Source organism: Legionella cincinnatiensis (genome assembly GCF_900452415.1).
Classification (GTDB): domain Bacteria; phylum Pseudomonadota; class Gammaproteobacteria; order Legionellales; family Legionellaceae; genus Legionella; species Legionella cincinnatiensis.
The window spans coordinates 1,298,491-1,315,198 of sequence record NZ_UGNX01000001.1 but is presented as its reverse complement, the minus strand read 5'-3'; the positions used below and the strand labels follow the sequence as shown (position 1 = coordinate 1,315,198).

Below are 16,708 nucleotides of genomic sequence, written 5' to 3'. Positions count from 1 at the left end.
CTTTTTCTTGATTCATTAGGAAATGCTTTATAAATCAAACACAAGCAAGACGACGAATCTGATCATGTTCAGGTTCAAGATTAATGGATTCCGATAAAGAAACTAAAGCACATCCCACAGTAAAAACAGTAGCCGCTAAAGCCCATCCAGTCAACAACGCAACACCAACTTGAGGTACACCTAAAGCCAAAGATAAACCTACAGCAATCAATGAGGTTATAGGAGAAGCAATAAGAAGTGGTAGCGGATCCACTCTTGGCCCCCAAAACATAGTGCCTAAAATCCATCCGGTCATAAAATCATTATGATGTTTTTCAGCATATGCCAGTAATACAAGATCAATAGCTATGGTTCCTACAACAGCCATGATTAATAGGCCAGCACCCCCGCCATACATTAAACCTTTGCCAATAATTAAACTAAAATCCGCGATACCCTTTTCAACTGAAGATTCCAAAGACATATTGATGTTAGCCCTATAAAAAATGGTTTATTTTAGAACAATCACAAGATTAACTCAATACATTGTCAAGGCAGTGTTAATGCAATTTAGAATGAGTCAAAGAGAAATTTATTAGCAGAAATCATCTCATTGAAAATAATTTATTAATTAACCAATTTGATTTACCATACAGTCCACTTTTCACGAAGTAAATGAAAAATATGTTCTTCTAATAATATATTTTCCTGGGGTGATTAAATTAGCATCTCCAAACATTATTTGAATTAAAGGAGCTATAAATGCGAAAATTATTGGCATCATGTTTGTTTTTCCTATTTGCGCTATCCTATGCAACTGCTAACAGTTATGGTGTTCATGAAGATCATCCTTATGATTTCATCGTTACAAAACATATTTATAAACTTTCTGAAATTTATCAGATCAAATCCACCCAAAGAGAAACCTATCCTGGCTCAGTAAAAAAGAGTGCTTTTCGTATCCGTACGAACTATGATTTATCCAATAAAGATGGATGGCAAGCTACTGGAATTACACGAATTATTTCCTTAGGTTCTTTATACCATTGGGCTAAAGAAATTGATATTTATGACACTCGTGGTGTGCAAATTGGATTTATTGATGGAAATCTAGCGACACTCGAATCAGCAAAATTTACTATTTATGAATATGATGAATCCGGAAAAGCCACTGAAATTGGCTTCGCTTATGCTAACTCCAGCTTTGACCGATTTGTCATTTTACCATCCACGAGTAATCCTCACCCAATTGCCGAATTCAATCGAAATTTCTATGACAACAATTGGAGTGTCTCTGTGCACTATCCTGAAAAAATTGATGATCGAATCATTCGAATTTTTACCGCATTTGTGATTGATCATGAAGATAAATTTTTAACAAACTCAGATGACTTAAAAAGAGAATAAATAAATCCATAAATAGTCCAAAGTATGATTAATAAAGAGAAATGGGATAGGTTAATAGAGTTAATGATGAAATTAAGCATTAGCGAAGCAGATCTCATCGAAAAATTTATATTGGGCAGTGGTAAAGGGGGGCAGAAGCTGCATAAAACTGCCTCCACAGTTTATTTAAAACATGAACCTTCTGGCGTGGAAATAAAGTGCCAGGAATCAAGAAGCCGTGAAGACAATCGATATTTTGCAAGAATGCGGCTTTGTGAAAAATTAAATGCAATTTTGAGCCATGAAAAAACCCAAAAACAGCAAAAAATTGAAAAATTAAAGCGCCAAAAGAAAAGACGATCAAGGCGTGCTCAACAAAGGATCTTAGATGATAAATCCAAACAAAGTGAGCTAAAAATACTGCGAAAAAAGCCTAAACCTCATGAGTAAGTACTTTTTGTCGATGCAATTAATGTTGGGCCTATGCACAAAGTGCACGATTACCCTAATAAATTATTAATCCTCCAATTATAAAATAAAAGGATATTTCAATAAGTGGAGTTTAATAATGGCTGCAAATGAAGAAGTGATAAAAGAGTATTTAAACAAAGATTATTATAAAATTCTTGGTATTGATGACAAAGCAAAGGCCAATGATAGCCAATATTTAAAGCAAGCCTATAAGAATAAATCAAGAGAAGTCCATCCAGATAAGCATCAAACAGAAAAAGAAAAATGGACGGAAGCATTTAAAAAAGTTAACGAAGCCTATACAGTTCTCTCTGATCCTGATAAAAAAGCATTGTATGATCAATTCATTGCTAGTAATGAAAAATTACGGCCGGAAGATTACAAACGATTCTTTAATAATGCTGAAAAAGCCAACAAAGGTAAAGACTCAACGAATAAGGATAAAGATGCAGGATACTCTGCATTGAACCCTAATGAGATGGCAACAGATCTTAGACTTGGTCAGAGCAGAGTCTATGTTTATATTCCTCCTGACTTTCTTCATACAGGAGTTGCGACAAAAACCCATTGTCATGGACGTGATACATCCGTCAGTTTTGAAGTTGACTTTCCAGAGGGTTATTACACAAGTGCTCAAAACTTATCGTATGATGAGGAGCAGGACCGTATTAATATTACAATCAGAAAATTCAGAAATTTTACAGATACGTTTCCATCAATAAATTATAATTTAGAATCAAAGACCTTTTTACTAGCAATGCAGAAAGAGGATGATTATCGCTCATCTCCATTGGTTATCGGACTTATCACTGTAAGTGAAAACCATAAATTTGCAATTTTTAGTTTCATTGAAAACCTACCCGAAGAAACTATCATAGAAGGATTATTATGGGATGGCTTTAAAAGTCTTCCTCATCAATTTGGAAGTGCACATGGAGCAGATAAGAATAGCTATTTTAGCATTACTCAAAATTTAATTACTTCCAATGAACATGCAACTTTACTAGGCCAAAAACAAGAGAAGATAGAAAATCCAGGAAAAAAACCCAAATTTAGTATGGCGTTATTCAAAAAAGAACTTGCACAAGCACAAGAAGACAGTGCGAGAGTCAAATTTTTTGGCACAAGTGGGTTTGTTTCTGATCTATTAAAGGGTAAACCAGTTAGTTTTAATGAGATACATGCCTATGCTCAAAGTAACCCTTTTGGTACAGTAAAAAAAGTATTGGATAAATTTGATACTAGTAACCAAAAAATAGCACTTGACTTTAAGCCCTAGAGGTTTAAAAAGAACGAATAGAATGCATGGCTATCCCGTATACACGGTTTATACAGGATAGCCCTATGGATAAAGCGCGCAACCACCTCCTCTTAAACAAAATGAGGTAGCTCTTAAATGTGGCATAAACACCGTGCTACAAATAACGCTTTCTTAAAAATTGCTTTAACCAATCTTCGTTTTTTCGAAGACACATAAGAACGAATTACTAAAACTCCAAACCCGCAAAAATCACCCATTCCTCGACGTTCATCCACTAAGAGCACATTTTTATTCTAAACTTTGAGTAATAAACAGTGATTCAAGAAGTGAAGAATGTCTCCAATTACAAAAAACTTGCAAACACAATTAACCATTGACCAGCAAACTATAGAATTAATCGAAAATGCTTTAAAAGCAAAAAAGATTAAATGTCTATTACAAGCTTATTTTGCTGAGCTAGATACAATTCGCCTTCAAAAACATGTTAGCCATGGTGAAAAAGAAGCAATTGGTCGTGCTAAAAAAGCCGAAATAATTGCCCAAATTATGGATCTCACAAGCCAAGGCAATGAAATTACAAAACTGTTTGGTGAAATTGCTGATAATGCCCATACTCTTATTCACATTCCTGAAGAGGCATCTAAGTTATTGATCCACGGTGGTGGAATTGGCGCCTTGGTAACCGGAATACTTGGATTTACCACTATTCCTCTTTTATGTGCTTTAGAAAGACGAAAACCCAAACCTAACGAAGCAATACTTATGGGGCTTTCTATTGCCACCATTGTGCTTGGATCATTAGCAATTGCTGCAGTAGGTGGACCTATAGGAGTAGGTGTTTTTGTATTAGCAATTACTGCTATAGGTTTAGGTAGAACCTCATTTAATTATTTTCAGGAATGGCGTGAACGAAAAGCGCTAGAAAAAGAAGTACATCAATTAGAGCAAGAACTAAATGATTTAGAAAATGCCCTTGATAAGGAGGTCAATAATGTTGCAAAGCTCAAAAAGAAACTTATGGATGAGCTCAATAAGCCGCCCTTAACCATTGACCCCAAAAAAATTGAAAGCCTAAAAGCAACCCTCAAACAATCATCGACTCATTTAGAGTCCGTAATTAAAGAATTAGAAAATAAAAGCACTGTTTTTGCTAATAAGAGCTCTAAACTTTTAGAGCTTCAAGAAAAGCGAACCAGTCGGTGGGAGCTCGCAAGAAAAGGAATATATGTGAGCGCAGGTATTCTAGCCGTAGTTGGTGCAATCTTAATGTTAACGCCCGCCGCTCCCATAGGAGCAACATTGATGTTGGCGGCAAGTGCTATCACCGTCACTACACTTGTCAGCTCATTTGTAGTCAACCGAATTAAAAATTCTCAAGCCCAAAAATCACAGACTAAAGCGCAAGATTCGTTACATCAAGCTCAAGATATTGAAACCACAGCAGGACATAGTTCTGAATATATTATTGCACAATCACTCACTCCCGAAGGTAAAAATGTACAAGATACATTACAAAAGGAAATCGAAAATGCATCTAAAATACCTAAGGATAGCAAAGAAGATAGGGATCCTAATCCCTTAAAATTGAATCAAGAAAAAACATCCTCCCCCTCGAAATCACCTCAAATAAAAACGCCTGAAAATAGTTCCCTGGAGAAAACAGAAGTGACTCATAAAGAGGGAGTTCATGCACCTAAAATCCCCGAAGATGAAGACGGTGAACGCTCTAAAGATGGAGTCTCACCTTGCTAAAAAATAGCGCCCACTCTGCCTTATAATAGAGAAAATTAATTATTATTTATGCTTATCTCGGCTCGCTTGGCAATCACCCGTTTATCCATAACCCGTCGCCATAATGGTGGAAAAAGCGCTAGAATCATCATTCCTAAATATCCGGAAGGCAATTGTGGACTTGAATCAATATGCCTTAATATTTGATACGGGCGTGCACCATGAGTATGGTGGTCAGAATGTCTTTGCAAATGAAAAAGAAGCATATTACTGAGCCAATGATTCGCGTTCCATGAATGTTGAGGAGAAACTTTCTCATAATACCCATTTGCTAGTTTCTTACGCTCTAACCCATAGTGCTCAATATAGTTAATGATCTCAAGCAGTAAAATAGCAGTCAACGCTTGAAGAATGAAGAAAAAAAGAGCACGCCAACCACCATAACAAAAAATAATCAACGCCAAAATAATTGGGGTACTAATTATCCACCAAAATTGATTTTTTAAATGATAACCTGAATATCCCAAACGCTCTAAACGCTTACGTTCAATTAATAAAGAAGATTGAAAAGAACCAACAAGTGTCCGTGGTAAAAACTGATATAAACTTTCTCCTAATCGTGATGTCGCTGGATCTTTAGATGTAGCAACATGAACATGATGTCCTCGCACATGCTCAATAAAAAAATGGCCATAGCCCACAGTTACTAATAAAACTTTACTTAAAGTTTGATCAATTATGGAGTTTTTATGCATCAGCTCATGGGCAAGAGTAATTCCTACTCCCCCAGTCAAAAGACCTATTGACACACTAAATCCAATCAGCTCAATGAAACTTAAAGTATCATGCGCCACAAGATAAACTGAAAAAATCAAAACACAGCATTGCAAGGGAACATAGAACCATGTAAGGAGCTTGAAATAACGTTCTTGTTGCAATTGTTGTTCTTCAGTAATGCTTGGATTGGTTGGATCAACAAACCAGTAATCAATAATTGGAACCACTGTAAATAATACAAAAAAAGGAAGAAATGTATAAAAATCACCGTAATAAAAACCAATAAAAGGCAGTAGCACCAGTAAATAAGCCAACATAAAACACAATTTTTTAGATAATTTCATGGATCAACACCTTTCAGATCTTCTCTATAAAATAGAGAGAATACCTATAACAAAATAATAGCAACAGTAGCGCTAAGTATAAAGCTTTACAATTTTAACAAAAAGATTTTATAACACTCATTGTTCCTGCTTCACAATAAACCTGGAAAACCAATCCTAGTGATTATTCAAAAAAGATTGTCTTCTCACCCAATAATACCATCGCCAGAGCTGGGGCATACATAACTTTAAAAATAACACTATAATTTATATCAATGAACTTTTTAAATCGATAATCGATCTTCAAAGGATGGAATCAAATGGCTACAAAAAGTCTTGTAAAAAAAAATCCGTCGACAAAAAAGCAACCTGTTTTCCAACCACCTACAGTCAATACCGAAAGTTATTCTGAGTATATGAATAAAATTGATGATTTCTTTTATTACATTAATAAATTATATCAGGCAAATCTAGGCAAGATTACCATGGGAATGAGTCCAGCTGTAATAGGAACTGCTCATTGTGCTTGGCTTTTACAATTAGCCCAGTCGCCAGGACATCTCTTAGCACTGGATTTTTATCCTATGATACATACCCCTGAATTTTTGACTCATTTAATTTATGACAAGCAACCCGCACAAGGAAAAGATGTTCGCTTTCATAAGGAAAATTGGCAATTATTGCCTTGGCGTTTCTATGCTGAGGTTTTTCTTCATATTGAAGATTGGTGGCGTTATGCTACTACAAAAGTACCTGGACTATCTAATCGCTCAGAGCGCACCGTTTCTTTTTGCATCCGTCAATTACTTGATGCATTATCACCTTCAAATTTTGTCATGAGTAATCCGGATCTTTTTAATGAAACAATTCGCTCAGGTGGTGTAAATTTAATTCGGGGTACTCAAATTGCATTTGATCATTTACTGAGAAGATTAGCTGGTTTACCTCCTCCTGGTGCTGGAAAATTCAAACCTGGGAAAAATGTTGCCATTACTCCAGGAAAAGTGGTATTCACCAATCACTTGATTGAATTAATTCAATATAAGCCACAGACTCAAATGGTTTTTAAAGAACCGATCCTAATAATACCCGCCTGGATAATGAAATATTACATTTTAGATTTATCTTCAAAAAACTCATTAGTTAAATGGCTTGTTGAACAAGGCCATACCGTTTTTATTATTTCATGGCGTAATCCAGATGAAAATGACCGAGACTTAGGAATGGATGAGTATTATCGTCAAGGTGCAATGGCGGCAATTGATGCTGTAAATGATATTTTACCTAAAACAAAAATTCATTTGATGGGATATTGCCTTGGTGGAACACTGGCAATGATTGTTGCTGCGGCAATGGCAAGAAATCATGATAATCGCCTTAAAAGTCTTTCTCTACTAGCAGCACAAGGAGACTTTACCAAAGCAGGCGAGCTCATGCTGTTTATTAACGAGAGTGAGATAAACTTTCTCAAAAATATGATGTGGGAAAAAGGCTATCTGGATCCCAAACACATGGCAGGTTCTTTTCAGATGTTGCGTACCTACGATCTCATTTGGTCAAAAATGATTGATGATTATATGACAGGGACAAAACGAGGTATGATTGATCTACTTGCCTGGAATGCTGATGCAACCCGGATGCCCTATAAAATGCATACAGAATACCTCGATAAACTATTCCTTCATAATGAATTTGCAGAGGGCCATTTTCGTGTAGAAGATGAAATAGTAGCACCGAGTAATGTTCATTTGCCTATTTTTGCAGTAAGTCCTGAAAAAGATCATATCGCTCCGTGGGAATCTGTATATAAAATACATTTAATGATGCATACAGATATTACATTTGTACTAACAAATGGGGGACACAACGCAGGAATTGTTAGTGAACCTAATCATCCTAGACGTTTTTATTTTATTCATGAAAACAAAAAGGACATGCCCTATATTGGCCCTAAAAAGTGGTTGAATAAAGCAGAAAAAAGAGAGGGCTCTTGGTGGATAGCATGGCATGATTGGTTGGTAAATAACAGTTCACAAAAACTCATCCCTCCACCAGATATTGACCCCTTGCTGCCTGATGCTCCAGGAAAGTATGTACTTCAAAAATAGGCAATTTCAGAAATGTTGTCTCATATGCTAGCTTTAGTCCTGATATATAATGACGAGAGCAAAATAGACATGCCACTCTCAAAAACACCTAAAAACGAAAACTTCAAAGAAACTAAGAGTAGCTCATATTACACTCATTAATAATGAGCTACTCTTACTATTTAGAAAGAGGGAAATAAACTTTTGCCTGTTGTTGGTTGGGTGTAGACTCCGCTCTCATATTGTTGCCAGTTCGCGGCAGGTTTAATGCCACATTTTTTTGAAACCATGTGCCATCCCGGTTGATTCTTATAACATGCTGCTTGGGTAGGTCCAACTGCTATAATCATAGCAGTAGCGATTATTAACCCAGCTGCAGGTGATTTGATCTTCATGTAAATCTCCTTATAACGTGTCACATCAAAAGAATCAATGTGAATCAATATGATTATATTATGCACAAATAAGATATGCAAATTAGTTCCATTTGTTAATCAAACTATCCTAAATGGCCCTTTTTAGACTTATGCGGTACCGATAGAGCAGAATCCAGCTTTAAGATAATGCTACGCTTTATTGTAGAGATTGGATGATGCTCTCTTTTTCCGGCGTTATAGTATGCAGAGAAGTTCGCACCTTTTTAAGGTATTTTTTTAACTTTTTAACATAAAAATAGGCCGAATTACTGGTTATATCAACAAGCATATAAACACCCGCAATACCACAAGGCGTCACTGATGTTGGGATGTAATTAGGATGATTGCCCAGAGCAAAATAATAAGACCATGCTGAAAAAACAGTACCTAGAAATTCTAAATAGTAAGTTATGGCAAACATAGTCAAATAAAATAAAGGTTTTTTTCGTTGTCTCAGAATAACAAGGAAAAACAAATAACCTAAAAAACCGGCGACATCATTTAATAAAATTAAGGACATAAAACAGACAATAAAAGCAAATTTGCGCAAAAAATTTTCAAAATCCACATGATACTTCCATATAAATGGTTGATGAGTTATTTGAAACACTATGGCATAAACCACTGCATGTCCTAGAGGAATAAAAGGAGGAATATTATCCAGATGATACCGATATAGAGTTAATATTTTTGATCCAATTACTTCCGCGCAAAAGCTAGCAACGATCATAATTAACATCAGCCAATGTAATCTGCGGCCAGCAAAATAAAATATCCAACCATACATAAGAAACATAATTACATTATTTACATCTTGTCCCACAAAAAAATGATCAGCAAACCAGGGGCTGTCCAAAAATACAAAAATAGGAGCACCCAACAAAACTGCAACAATTTGCATTTGAATGATGATATTTTTATTCAAATTTTGACAACCCCTCGTAGAATAATACAAACTCTAATTTCACTTCGCGGTGAAAAAAATATCCTGTTATCACTAGGTATAATACAAATATAAAGTAAATCAAATCAATTTGTCATGGATCATGCATCAATCCCCAGGAACATACTGTCTAGTATAGAGCACCACTTGTATTGAATAAAGCAAGAGAACTATTTCGATAAAGATTAGATTGTCAATAGATACCATTATTGTTAAATTAATAACATTATAATGTGTGGGATTTCTGGCTATCATGAGCATGAGTATTGAAAATGGTTTTCTATTTCTTCTAAATCTTTTAAAAAATCCTAATTTATATGTTGCAGCCGCCGTAGGCTCAATTCCTGGAGGGATTACAGGTAGTGCTATTGGTGCTTTATCTGGGGCTTTTATTACCCCTCTATTTGGATTATTTACCGGATATAAAGATCTCCATTTTGGCATTGATGTAAACTTCATTGTTGGTGGCGCTTTTGGTTTTATTATTGGAATGTTCCTTGGAGGCGCGCTAACAGGAAGCATAGCAATTTTTAAAATCTATAAAAACAAGAATGACATTCAATCACTTTCTAAAGACAACATTGCGGATATTTTTCTTCCTGCACTTGGAATTAGCATTGAACTATCTATTGGGATGGCTGTAGGTGCAGTCATTGGCAGCTTAAAGTTACTCGGTATAGGAACTGCTGTGGGAGCAGCAATAGGCACTGTCTTGATACTTATCACCACAGAAATAATAAAGATGAATGAAAAAAGAAAATTAAGAACGCATTGAGTTCAGGGCAAGCAAGAAAAAAGAATGGAAGATACTTTTTTCCAAGTTATTTATAGTGCTCAAAATTCATCGTTATAATTATGCTTTAAATGGAAGATACAAAGTTAAAAGATTATTTGTTGTAATTAAACGTTCACCCAGTACTTTTGCGATATTATAAGAAATCAATAATGCATCCAGTTCCTTTGAGTAAATACGTATTCTGAAATCTTCACCTTCAATTTTTAAGAGGCGAGAATCAACCAACGCTCGAACTGACGCAGAACGTTTTTGTTGACCAAATACACATAACTCCCCGATCAAAGCTCCTCTTTCACGTCTGCCAATCATCTGCGGTGTCTGGGAATCCGATTCTGCTACGCCTTGATCTAATACAACTTCTAATTCACCCTGTTCCACAATGTACATTGCATCACCAATTTCATTTTGATGAAAAAGAAACTCACCTTGATGAAGTTCAACAAGCTCACAACTTGCTAAAAACTCATCAACATATTTTTCATCTACTCCTTTAAATAAGGAACAGTTATGTAAATCAAATTCCTCCATGTGACAATCCTTAATCTCTAGCTAATCCAATATTGTCCGATTTTTATTGGACTTAAAATTGATAATATGTGCCTAATGCAATCGTTTTATTGTAAGGTAAACGATAAAACTGAATATCAGGTACAGCATTACGTATCATGAGAGAAAATAAATGCTTTTGCCATAAGCACATACCTTTTAGTCTTTCCCTTGTCATTTCAACAAAAACGATCTCTATAAAATAAATTAATTTATTTTTGCTGATTTCAAAGGGTAATTGAACTCTTTGAAACAGTGCGTCTAAGGTATTAGGTAAATTAATATTTTCAGTAAATCCAAAATGAATATAAATGAGATGAAATCCTTTTGCTTTTGTAATGAGTTCAAATTTATTTTCGAGAGGAATATAAGGCTTATTTTCAATTTTGACACTTAAAAAAACCATATTCTCCGAAAAAATACGGTTGAGTCGTAGATGATGTAGAAGACTTTCACCTTCACAATCATAAGGATCAATAATATATAACGCCGTTCCAGATTGTCTTGAAATTTTATTTTGATCTAATTCATCAATAATAAATGCATCCATTAAAGCATCTCTATGATGTAATTCACGGAGTTTCTCGAAGCCACAATGCCAGGTATACATCACAATAACACCAAGAAGTGCAATTAAAATAGGAATCCAACCTCCAGTCAAAAACTTAGAGCTATTTCCCGCCAAAAATCCAAGTTCAATAATCAAAATTAAAGGAAAAATGATTAACTTGAGCACATTCCAATGCCAACAACGATACGCAATGATCCCTACTAAAATAGTAGTGAGAAGCATATCTAAATTAACAGCAATTCCGTAAGCATCTGCAAGGCTTGATGATGATCTAAAAGTTACCACAAGCGCACATGTACCTATAGCTAAAATAAAATTGATGAAAGGCAAATACACCTGGCCTTTTTCAATTTTGGAAGTATATATAATCTTAAGCCTTGGAATCAGGTTAAGTAATGCTGTTTGTTTTAAAATAGAAAATGCCGCAGAAATGATGGCCTGTGAAGCAACAATAGTTGCAGCTGTCGCCATAACCACCATAATAGGAAGAAACCAATGGGGTGACAAACTATAAAATGGATAGCTAATCTCTTCCGGATGCATTAAAACAAGAGCACCTTGACCAAAATAACATAAAAATAATCCAGGGAACACGATAGTAAACCATCCTATTCGAATGGCTTTTTTGCCAAAATGCCCTAAATCAGCGAATAATGCTTCACCCCCAGTCATCACTAAAAATATTCCACCCAATATAAAAAGAGCAAACTGCTGATGTAATATAAAAAAACGAATCGCATAATAGGGATTAACTGCCATAAGTACTGCAGGATTCTGAATAATTTGTAAAAAACCCAAAATTCCTATTGTGAAAAACCAAATAAGCATAATAGGGGCAAAAAAAACGCCAATTTTCCCGGTACCTAGTCGTTGCAGCTTAAATAACAACACTAAAATAACTAAAGTGACTGGTAGAATATACTTGGCTAAATGGGGAGATAATGGTTCAAGTCCTTCTACAGCACTTAATATAGAGATTGCTGGAGTTAATATTCCATCCCCAATAATAAGCCCTATTCCAACAAGAGTAATAAATAATAACCAGGCCCCTGTATTTTTTATTTTCTGTCTTAAGATACCGGCTAAAGCCATAATACCGCCTTCGCCATCATTATCTGCACGAAAAACTATCAGAAGGTATTTAAAACTGACTATGATGAGCAAAGACCAAAAAATGAGTGATAAAATCCCATAAACATTATAATCGCTAATCGGTAAATACGTGATTACTTGGCTAAAGGCATAAAGAGGGCTTGTCCCTATATCACCAAAAACAACTCCCAGGGCCGCAAATGATAAGCTGAATTGATTTGTTTTCTCTGGTGAGGATTCATCCATCATTTAGGGCTACTCCAATTTTAATACCAGATCCCTTGTTATTAAATTGAGTATAGTACTATCTAAGGTAAAAAAGTAAATTTTCTTCAGATATCATATACCTAGTGAATTACTTATTAACCTCCATGTGTTCACTAAGGTTTGCATTTGATGGATGATCGCAATCAACAGGAGCTCTTTCCTCTTTTTTCATTTTGATTAACGCTAATATACTTAAAGACAGCATAGGTATAGCAAGAATTAATGGATCAGGAGTCCATTGAGTAATCAGAATACCAACCAACCCCGAAAGACCAAACTGACAAGCCCCCAACAAAGCAGTAGCAATACCCGCTTGTTGTTTGTAATCCTTTAACGCAAGAGCAGTTGCAGCCCCCATACTAAGACCAATACCCAAGGTCAAAGAAAGCATGGGCATCATGAAACGAATCGTACTGACTTGATGAAAATTAAGAACTATCATCAAAAAGCATGAAATAATCATCAAAACGAGACCACAATAAACTGTCTTTTCTAAAGGAAAAGAATAAGTGAGTCGGGCAGCAATAAGGTTTGTGAAAAATACGGTCATTGCATTGAGGCCAAACCATAAACCATATTGGGTTGCGCTAAGATGAAGTTGGGTCATGAGAATACCCGAAGAAAGGGCGCAAAACAAATACAAACCAAGCAAGTTGACTGAGGCAATAAAAGTATAAAGCCGAAAGCCAGGATGTTTAAATATATTTTTTACACTCCTGACTAGAGAAAAGCTCGATAAATTTTGCTTACAATAGTCATAATCAGGAATGTAACGCAATGCAACCAAACTCATTAAAAGACCAAGTATGATTAAAAAATAAAACTCACTGTGCCAATCATGAGTCTGATCCAGTAACAGCCCACCAATGACTGGAGCCGAACTTGCAATCAATGAATTGGTTCCACACAAAACGCTAAAGAGGCGTGCACAGACAGTGGTTGAGTAATTATCTCTTACTATAATAAAGCAAAGTAAATAGGTACCACAGGCTCCCGCTGCTTGGATAATTCGGGCAATAATCAGTAAGTGTATGGATAAAGCAAACACTGCGAGAACAGAACCGATCAAAAAAAGAAGCGCGGAACCTAAAGCGATTCGTCGACGTCCAAAACGATCGGCTAAAGGTCCTACAAACAATTGCCCCAAAGCGACTGTCAGCATAAATACATAAAGACTCGCCTGCATCACAGCGCTGTCTGTTTTAAAAAAATAACTCATTTCCGGAATTGCAGGGACAAAAACATCCATAGCAAAAGAGATACTAATAATTAAGGGAAACAAGTGCAAAAGACATTGTCTTTCTGTCCAACGAATTACATTCAATTAACGATGATCCTGTTCAGTATTGTTTAATAACAAAATAAGGACAAATAGAATTTAATTATACCAGATTACCCCAGAATCTAAATACTCATAAAAAGAGTTATTTAAAAATCAAATTCTCTAGTTGTTTCATTTTTAGCATAAATAGCGTAAAATTTATCCAGATTGATTCGCGCAATGATGTATTATGCCTAAAAATATTAAAAAATTTAATCTAACTTATGATTTAATTCCTAAAGTATTTTTTTTACCCAAGCAACTCTATCTAAACTACGAAAAAATAGCTACATCAACTCTCGAAGATGTTTTGGAACAAACCACAGAGCAGAAAGAATATATAGCTTCGACGATAAAACAACTCGACATGGATGCAGATAGAACGTGTTATGTAGACTTTACAGGCCTTAAAGCATCTCAATTAAAAGCAGAATGGTTAACGAGAAATCTTGCTGATGAAATTAGAATAACACCAGGAATTTTTCCAACGTTCACTCAAGAAGATAACACAGGCGCATGCGTGAGTGAAATTCTTCATACCACACAAGTAATATCACCACTCGCTGTAAAAAAGAGCGACACCCTAGCGCAATTAATGGCTTCCACTAAAAGGGTTTGCTTTGCTTATCGGACTGATAATGGAGAATCTTCGGGCTTTTCATTAATTGCCTCTCCAAGTGGTGATGCGGATGGAAACCATAAAGGTTGGATCATCTCTACAATCCAAAATACCACTGGTCATTATAAAAAAAGAAAGATCACTGTATTGGCATCCTCTAATTATGTGAGTACTAAAGCCCATGTGATGACCGCTATGGACAATCCCACAACTATCGAAGCAGAGTTAAAAACTGCGATACACAATGATAAAATAGTTAAATTAATCAAGCGCATTTTTAATCAAGATGGCTCGCTCAATGAAATGGAGATTAAGCGATTAAAATCCAGGATTAAATCATCCATCAATATTGACGATCGCAATAGAAAAGAAGCTCAATTCAATTGCTTACATGAATGGTTACAACAAAGAAGTAACACGGACTTACCCGTTGATATTGCTACGGAAGATGTTGATTTTTTTCAAGATGGAATATATGAGTTTCATTTAAAGAAAAAATTAGGAACTCTTGCTGCTGTACTGCACCAAAATTCAAATGTAACCAAAACGATTAGTGAACTGACACTCATTTTAAACAAGATCTCTGCGCGAGTTGCCAGTTTTGAAATGCTCGCAGAAGAATCTTATAGAAATATAGAGTTGGCTAACACTTACAAAGCACTGGCCAAACGTATTAAATTAGAAACAGCAAACTTAACATTTGATGGGACTCGAACAGATGAAAATAAAATAACATGGCTCAGCGGACTGGATATTGCTCAATTAGATAAAAAAATAAAAAAATTTTATGCCACTGATCCCACCATACAAAAGTATTACGAACATAAAAAACAATCGAACCAAAAAATACAAGAAAAACTCACCCAAATCCCTAATCCTGAAAACAATAGTTTCCTTAGCCGGAACAGTTTCTCTCTTGGATTTGGCACATTCAGTGGTTTATTCACTGCCGCTGCACTAGGATTTATATTCTTTGAGCTATTTCACCCAGTAACACTTACATTAATTCTTGTTGGAGCAGCAGTAGTTATTGGTGGAGTCTTATCTGCTGTTGATATTTATATCAATGAAAAAGAACATGCTGAAAAAATAACTCAATACCATGATAACGTTTCTAAAATCAAATTAGGACATCATCAACAATTACAAATTGCAGAACAAAATCTTCAAAAAAGGATTAACCTTGATGAATTATTAGAGCCTGAAAAACCTGAGTTTTTATCAGCTATAAAATTCTCTCAAAGAAAACCACTAACCCCTGAGAAAGTAGCCCATGCTTTATGGTTAAATGATAAAGATGCAAAAGCCACTTCAATAGCAAAAAATAAATTTGCCTTATGGGCAGCAACACATGAAGAACTTGGTTTTGGAATTGTGGAAGTCGACAATGTAATTCAAAGGCAATATGAAATGCAATCTTAATCGGTGTACCCTAAAACTCATTGAAAGTTTCGCTTAGATACTACCGCTTGCTGGTTCCAATATCGTTATCTTTTGCGAGTGAAAGATCCAAGCCTCAATAGCCCCTACACACATTGCGAATACCCTGCACGGACTATCTATAAGTGGCGCGCTCTCTTTTTAGATTGATTTATTACCTTTTTGATGATATAATGTTCACCTCATGCGCTCGTCTGTTTTTCCAAGGAGTACAGTGATGTGGTTTACTTTTGCAATTTCTGCTGCCATTTTATGGGGATTCAATTACGCATTAGCTGAAAAAGTATTACGCAGTATCTCACCCGTTACGTTATTAGCATTGGAAATGATCATTGGAGCTTTATTATTTACTGGTATTTCTTTTTTTACGACAATGAAAAAAGATGTTCAGGTTTTAGCTGCTGATTCTGGTCTTTTATGGTTAACAATCGTAGAGATTGCTGTTCTTCTTCTCGCAAGTTTTTTCATTGCGACATCAATTAACCTGAAAAATGCCACAATCGCAGGTATATTGGAATTAATCTATCCATTATTTACCATCATTTTTACTTGGTTTTTATTTAATGAAACTCATGTGAATTCCTCAGTCATCATTGGCGGTTTTTTAATTTTCGCTGGGGTCATAGTAATAAGCCTTGCCTAAAAATATGAAATTAGCTATAAATCGTATAACATCAACGCA

At 35.4% G+C, this 16,708-nt stretch carries 15 protein-coding genes; 8 read left to right on the top strand and 7 right to left on the bottom strand.

Annotated features, from left to right (window positions below; translation table 11 throughout):
* Positions 1-34 precede the first annotated feature (34 nt).
* Positions 35-463, bottom strand: coding sequence for a hypothetical protein (locus DYH34_RS05825; protein ID WP_058464353.1), 429 nt, complete (start codon positions 461-463; stop codon positions 35-37).
* A 278-nt stretch (positions 464-741) separates the two neighbouring features.
* Here DYH34_RS05825 and DYH34_RS05820 point away from each other — a divergent pair, with 278 nt between their 5' ends.
* From DYH34_RS05820 to DYH34_RS05805, 4 genes are all read left to right on the top strand, one after another.
* Positions 742-1,386: a hypothetical protein gene (locus tag DYH34_RS05820; RefSeq protein ID WP_058464354.1), complete on the top strand. Its 645-nt coding sequence runs from the start codon at positions 742-744 to the stop codon at positions 1,384-1,386.
* A gap of 24 nt (positions 1,387-1,410) precedes the next feature.
* Entirely contained in the window at positions 1,411-1,815 is a 405-nt protein-coding gene (locus DYH34_RS05815) for a peptide chain release factor family protein (protein WP_058464355.1), read from the top strand.
* A 118-nt stretch (positions 1,816-1,933) separates the two neighbouring features.
* The gene (locus DYH34_RS05810) at positions 1,934-3,115 is read left to right on the top strand and encodes a J domain-containing protein (RefSeq protein ID WP_058464356.1); all 1,182 of its coding nucleotides are present in this window, start codon (positions 1,934-1,936) and stop codon (positions 3,113-3,115) included.
* A gap of 315 nt (positions 3,116-3,430) precedes the next feature.
* Complete coding sequence (locus DYH34_RS05805) at positions 3,431-4,849, top strand: hypothetical protein (protein ID WP_058464357.1); 1,419 nt, start codon at positions 3,431-3,433, stop codon at positions 4,847-4,849.
* A gap of 35 nt (positions 4,850-4,884) precedes the next feature.
* Here DYH34_RS05805 and DYH34_RS05800 read toward each other — a convergent pair whose 3' ends face one another.
* Complete coding sequence (locus DYH34_RS05800) at positions 4,885-5,949, bottom strand: alkane 1-monooxygenase (RefSeq protein WP_058464358.1); 1,065 nt, start codon at positions 5,947-5,949, stop codon at positions 4,885-4,887.
* A 299-nt stretch (positions 5,950-6,248) separates the two neighbouring features.
* On the opposite strand from DYH34_RS05800, the gene DYH34_RS05795 reads away from it, so the two are divergent.
* Positions 6,249-8,036 carry a PHA/PHB synthase family protein gene (locus tag DYH34_RS05795; protein WP_058464359.1) on the top strand — a complete coding sequence of 596 codons (1,788 nt, stop codon included), beginning with the start codon at positions 6,249-6,251 and terminating at the stop codon, positions 8,034-8,036.
* A 161-nt stretch (positions 8,037-8,197) separates the two neighbouring features.
* On the opposite strand, the gene DYH34_RS05790 is transcribed toward DYH34_RS05795, so the two are convergent.
* Entirely contained in the window at positions 8,198-8,410 is a 213-nt protein-coding gene (locus tag DYH34_RS05790; protein ID WP_058464360.1) for a hypothetical protein, read from the bottom strand.
* A 178-nt stretch (positions 8,411-8,588) separates the two neighbouring features.
* Entirely contained in the window at positions 8,589-9,356 is a 768-nt protein-coding gene (locus tag DYH34_RS05785) for a hypothetical protein (RefSeq protein ID WP_058464361.1), read from the bottom strand.
* 271 nt (positions 9,357-9,627) lie between these two features.
* On the opposite strand from DYH34_RS05785, the gene DYH34_RS05780 reads away from it, so the two are divergent.
* Positions 9,628-10,149 (top strand): hypothetical protein, encoded by a 522-nt coding sequence (locus DYH34_RS05780; RefSeq protein ID WP_115342565.1) that lies wholly within the window; start codon positions 9,628-9,630, stop codon positions 10,147-10,149.
* Positions 10,150-10,227: 78 nt separating this feature from the next.
* Here DYH34_RS05780 and DYH34_RS05775 read toward each other — a convergent pair whose 3' ends face one another.
* From DYH34_RS05775 to DYH34_RS05765, 3 genes are all read right to left on the bottom strand, one after another.
* The gene (locus tag DYH34_RS05775) at positions 10,228-10,698 is read right to left on the bottom strand and encodes a cyclic nucleotide-binding domain-containing protein (protein ID WP_058464363.1); all 471 of its coding nucleotides are present in this window, start codon (positions 10,696-10,698) and stop codon (positions 10,228-10,230) included.
* A 52-nt stretch (positions 10,699-10,750) separates the two neighbouring features.
* The gene (locus tag DYH34_RS05770; RefSeq protein WP_058464364.1) at positions 10,751-12,628 is read right to left on the bottom strand and encodes a potassium transporter Kup; all 1,878 of its coding nucleotides are present in this window, start codon (positions 12,626-12,628) and stop codon (positions 10,751-10,753) included.
* 106 nt (positions 12,629-12,734) lie between these two features.
* Positions 12,735-13,970, bottom strand: coding sequence for a multidrug effflux MFS transporter (locus tag DYH34_RS05765; protein WP_058464365.1), 1,236 nt, complete (start codon positions 13,968-13,970; stop codon positions 12,735-12,737).
* A gap of 187 nt (positions 13,971-14,157) precedes the next feature.
* On the opposite strand from DYH34_RS05765, the gene DYH34_RS05760 reads away from it, so the two are divergent.
* Together DYH34_RS05760 and DYH34_RS05755 are read left to right on the top strand one after the other, a co-directional pair.
* The gene (locus tag DYH34_RS05760) at positions 14,158-16,008 is read left to right on the top strand and encodes a hypothetical protein (RefSeq protein WP_058464366.1); all 1,851 of its coding nucleotides are present in this window, start codon (positions 14,158-14,160) and stop codon (positions 16,006-16,008) included.
* Positions 16,009-16,243: 235 nt separating this feature from the next.
* Entirely contained in the window at positions 16,244-16,669 is a 426-nt protein-coding gene (locus DYH34_RS05755) for a DMT family transporter (RefSeq protein ID WP_058464367.1), read from the top strand.
* Positions 16,670-16,708: the final 39 nt, after the last annotated feature.

Bases quoted from the DNA above. Each gene is read 5' to 3' on its own strand.
- DYH34_RS05825 (WP_058464353.1), bottom strand. From the start codon at position 463: ATGTCTTTGGAATCTTCAGTTGAAAAGGGTATCGCGGATTTTAGTTTA.
- DYH34_RS05820 (WP_058464354.1), top strand. From the start codon at position 742: ATGCGAAAATTATTGGCATCATGTTTGTTTTTCCTATTTGCGCTATCC.
- DYH34_RS05815 (WP_058464355.1), top strand. From the start codon at position 1,411: ATGATTAATAAAGAGAAATGGGATAGGTTAATAGAGTTAATGATGAAA.
- DYH34_RS05810 (WP_058464356.1), top strand. From the start codon at position 1,934: ATGGCTGCAAATGAAGAAGTGATAAAAGAGTATTTAAACAAAGATTAT.
- DYH34_RS05805 (WP_058464357.1), top strand. From the start codon at position 3,431: ATGTCTCCAATTACAAAAAACTTGCAAACACAATTAACCATTGACCAG.
- DYH34_RS05800 (WP_058464358.1), bottom strand. From the start codon at position 5,949: ATGAAATTATCTAAAAAATTGTGTTTTATGTTGGCTTATTTACTGGTG.
- DYH34_RS05795 (WP_058464359.1), top strand. From the start codon at position 6,249: ATGGCTACAAAAAGTCTTGTAAAAAAAAATCCGTCGACAAAAAAGCAA.
- DYH34_RS05790 (WP_058464360.1), bottom strand. From the start codon at position 8,410: ATGAAGATCAAATCACCTGCAGCTGGGTTAATAATCGCTACTGCTATG.
- DYH34_RS05780 (WP_115342565.1), top strand. From the start codon at position 9,628: ATGAGCATGAGTATTGAAAATGGTTTTCTATTTCTTCTAAATCTTTTA.
- DYH34_RS05775 (WP_058464363.1), bottom strand. From the start codon at position 10,698: ATGGAGGAATTTGATTTACATAACTGTTCCTTATTTAAAGGAGTAGAT.
- DYH34_RS05770 (WP_058464364.1), bottom strand. From the start codon at position 12,628: ATGATGGATGAATCCTCACCAGAGAAAACAAATCAATTCAGCTTATCA.
- DYH34_RS05760 (WP_058464366.1), top strand. From the start codon at position 14,158: ATGCCTAAAAATATTAAAAAATTTAATCTAACTTATGATTTAATTCCT.
- DYH34_RS05755 (WP_058464367.1), top strand. From the start codon at position 16,244: ATGTGGTTTACTTTTGCAATTTCTGCTGCCATTTTATGGGGATTCAAT.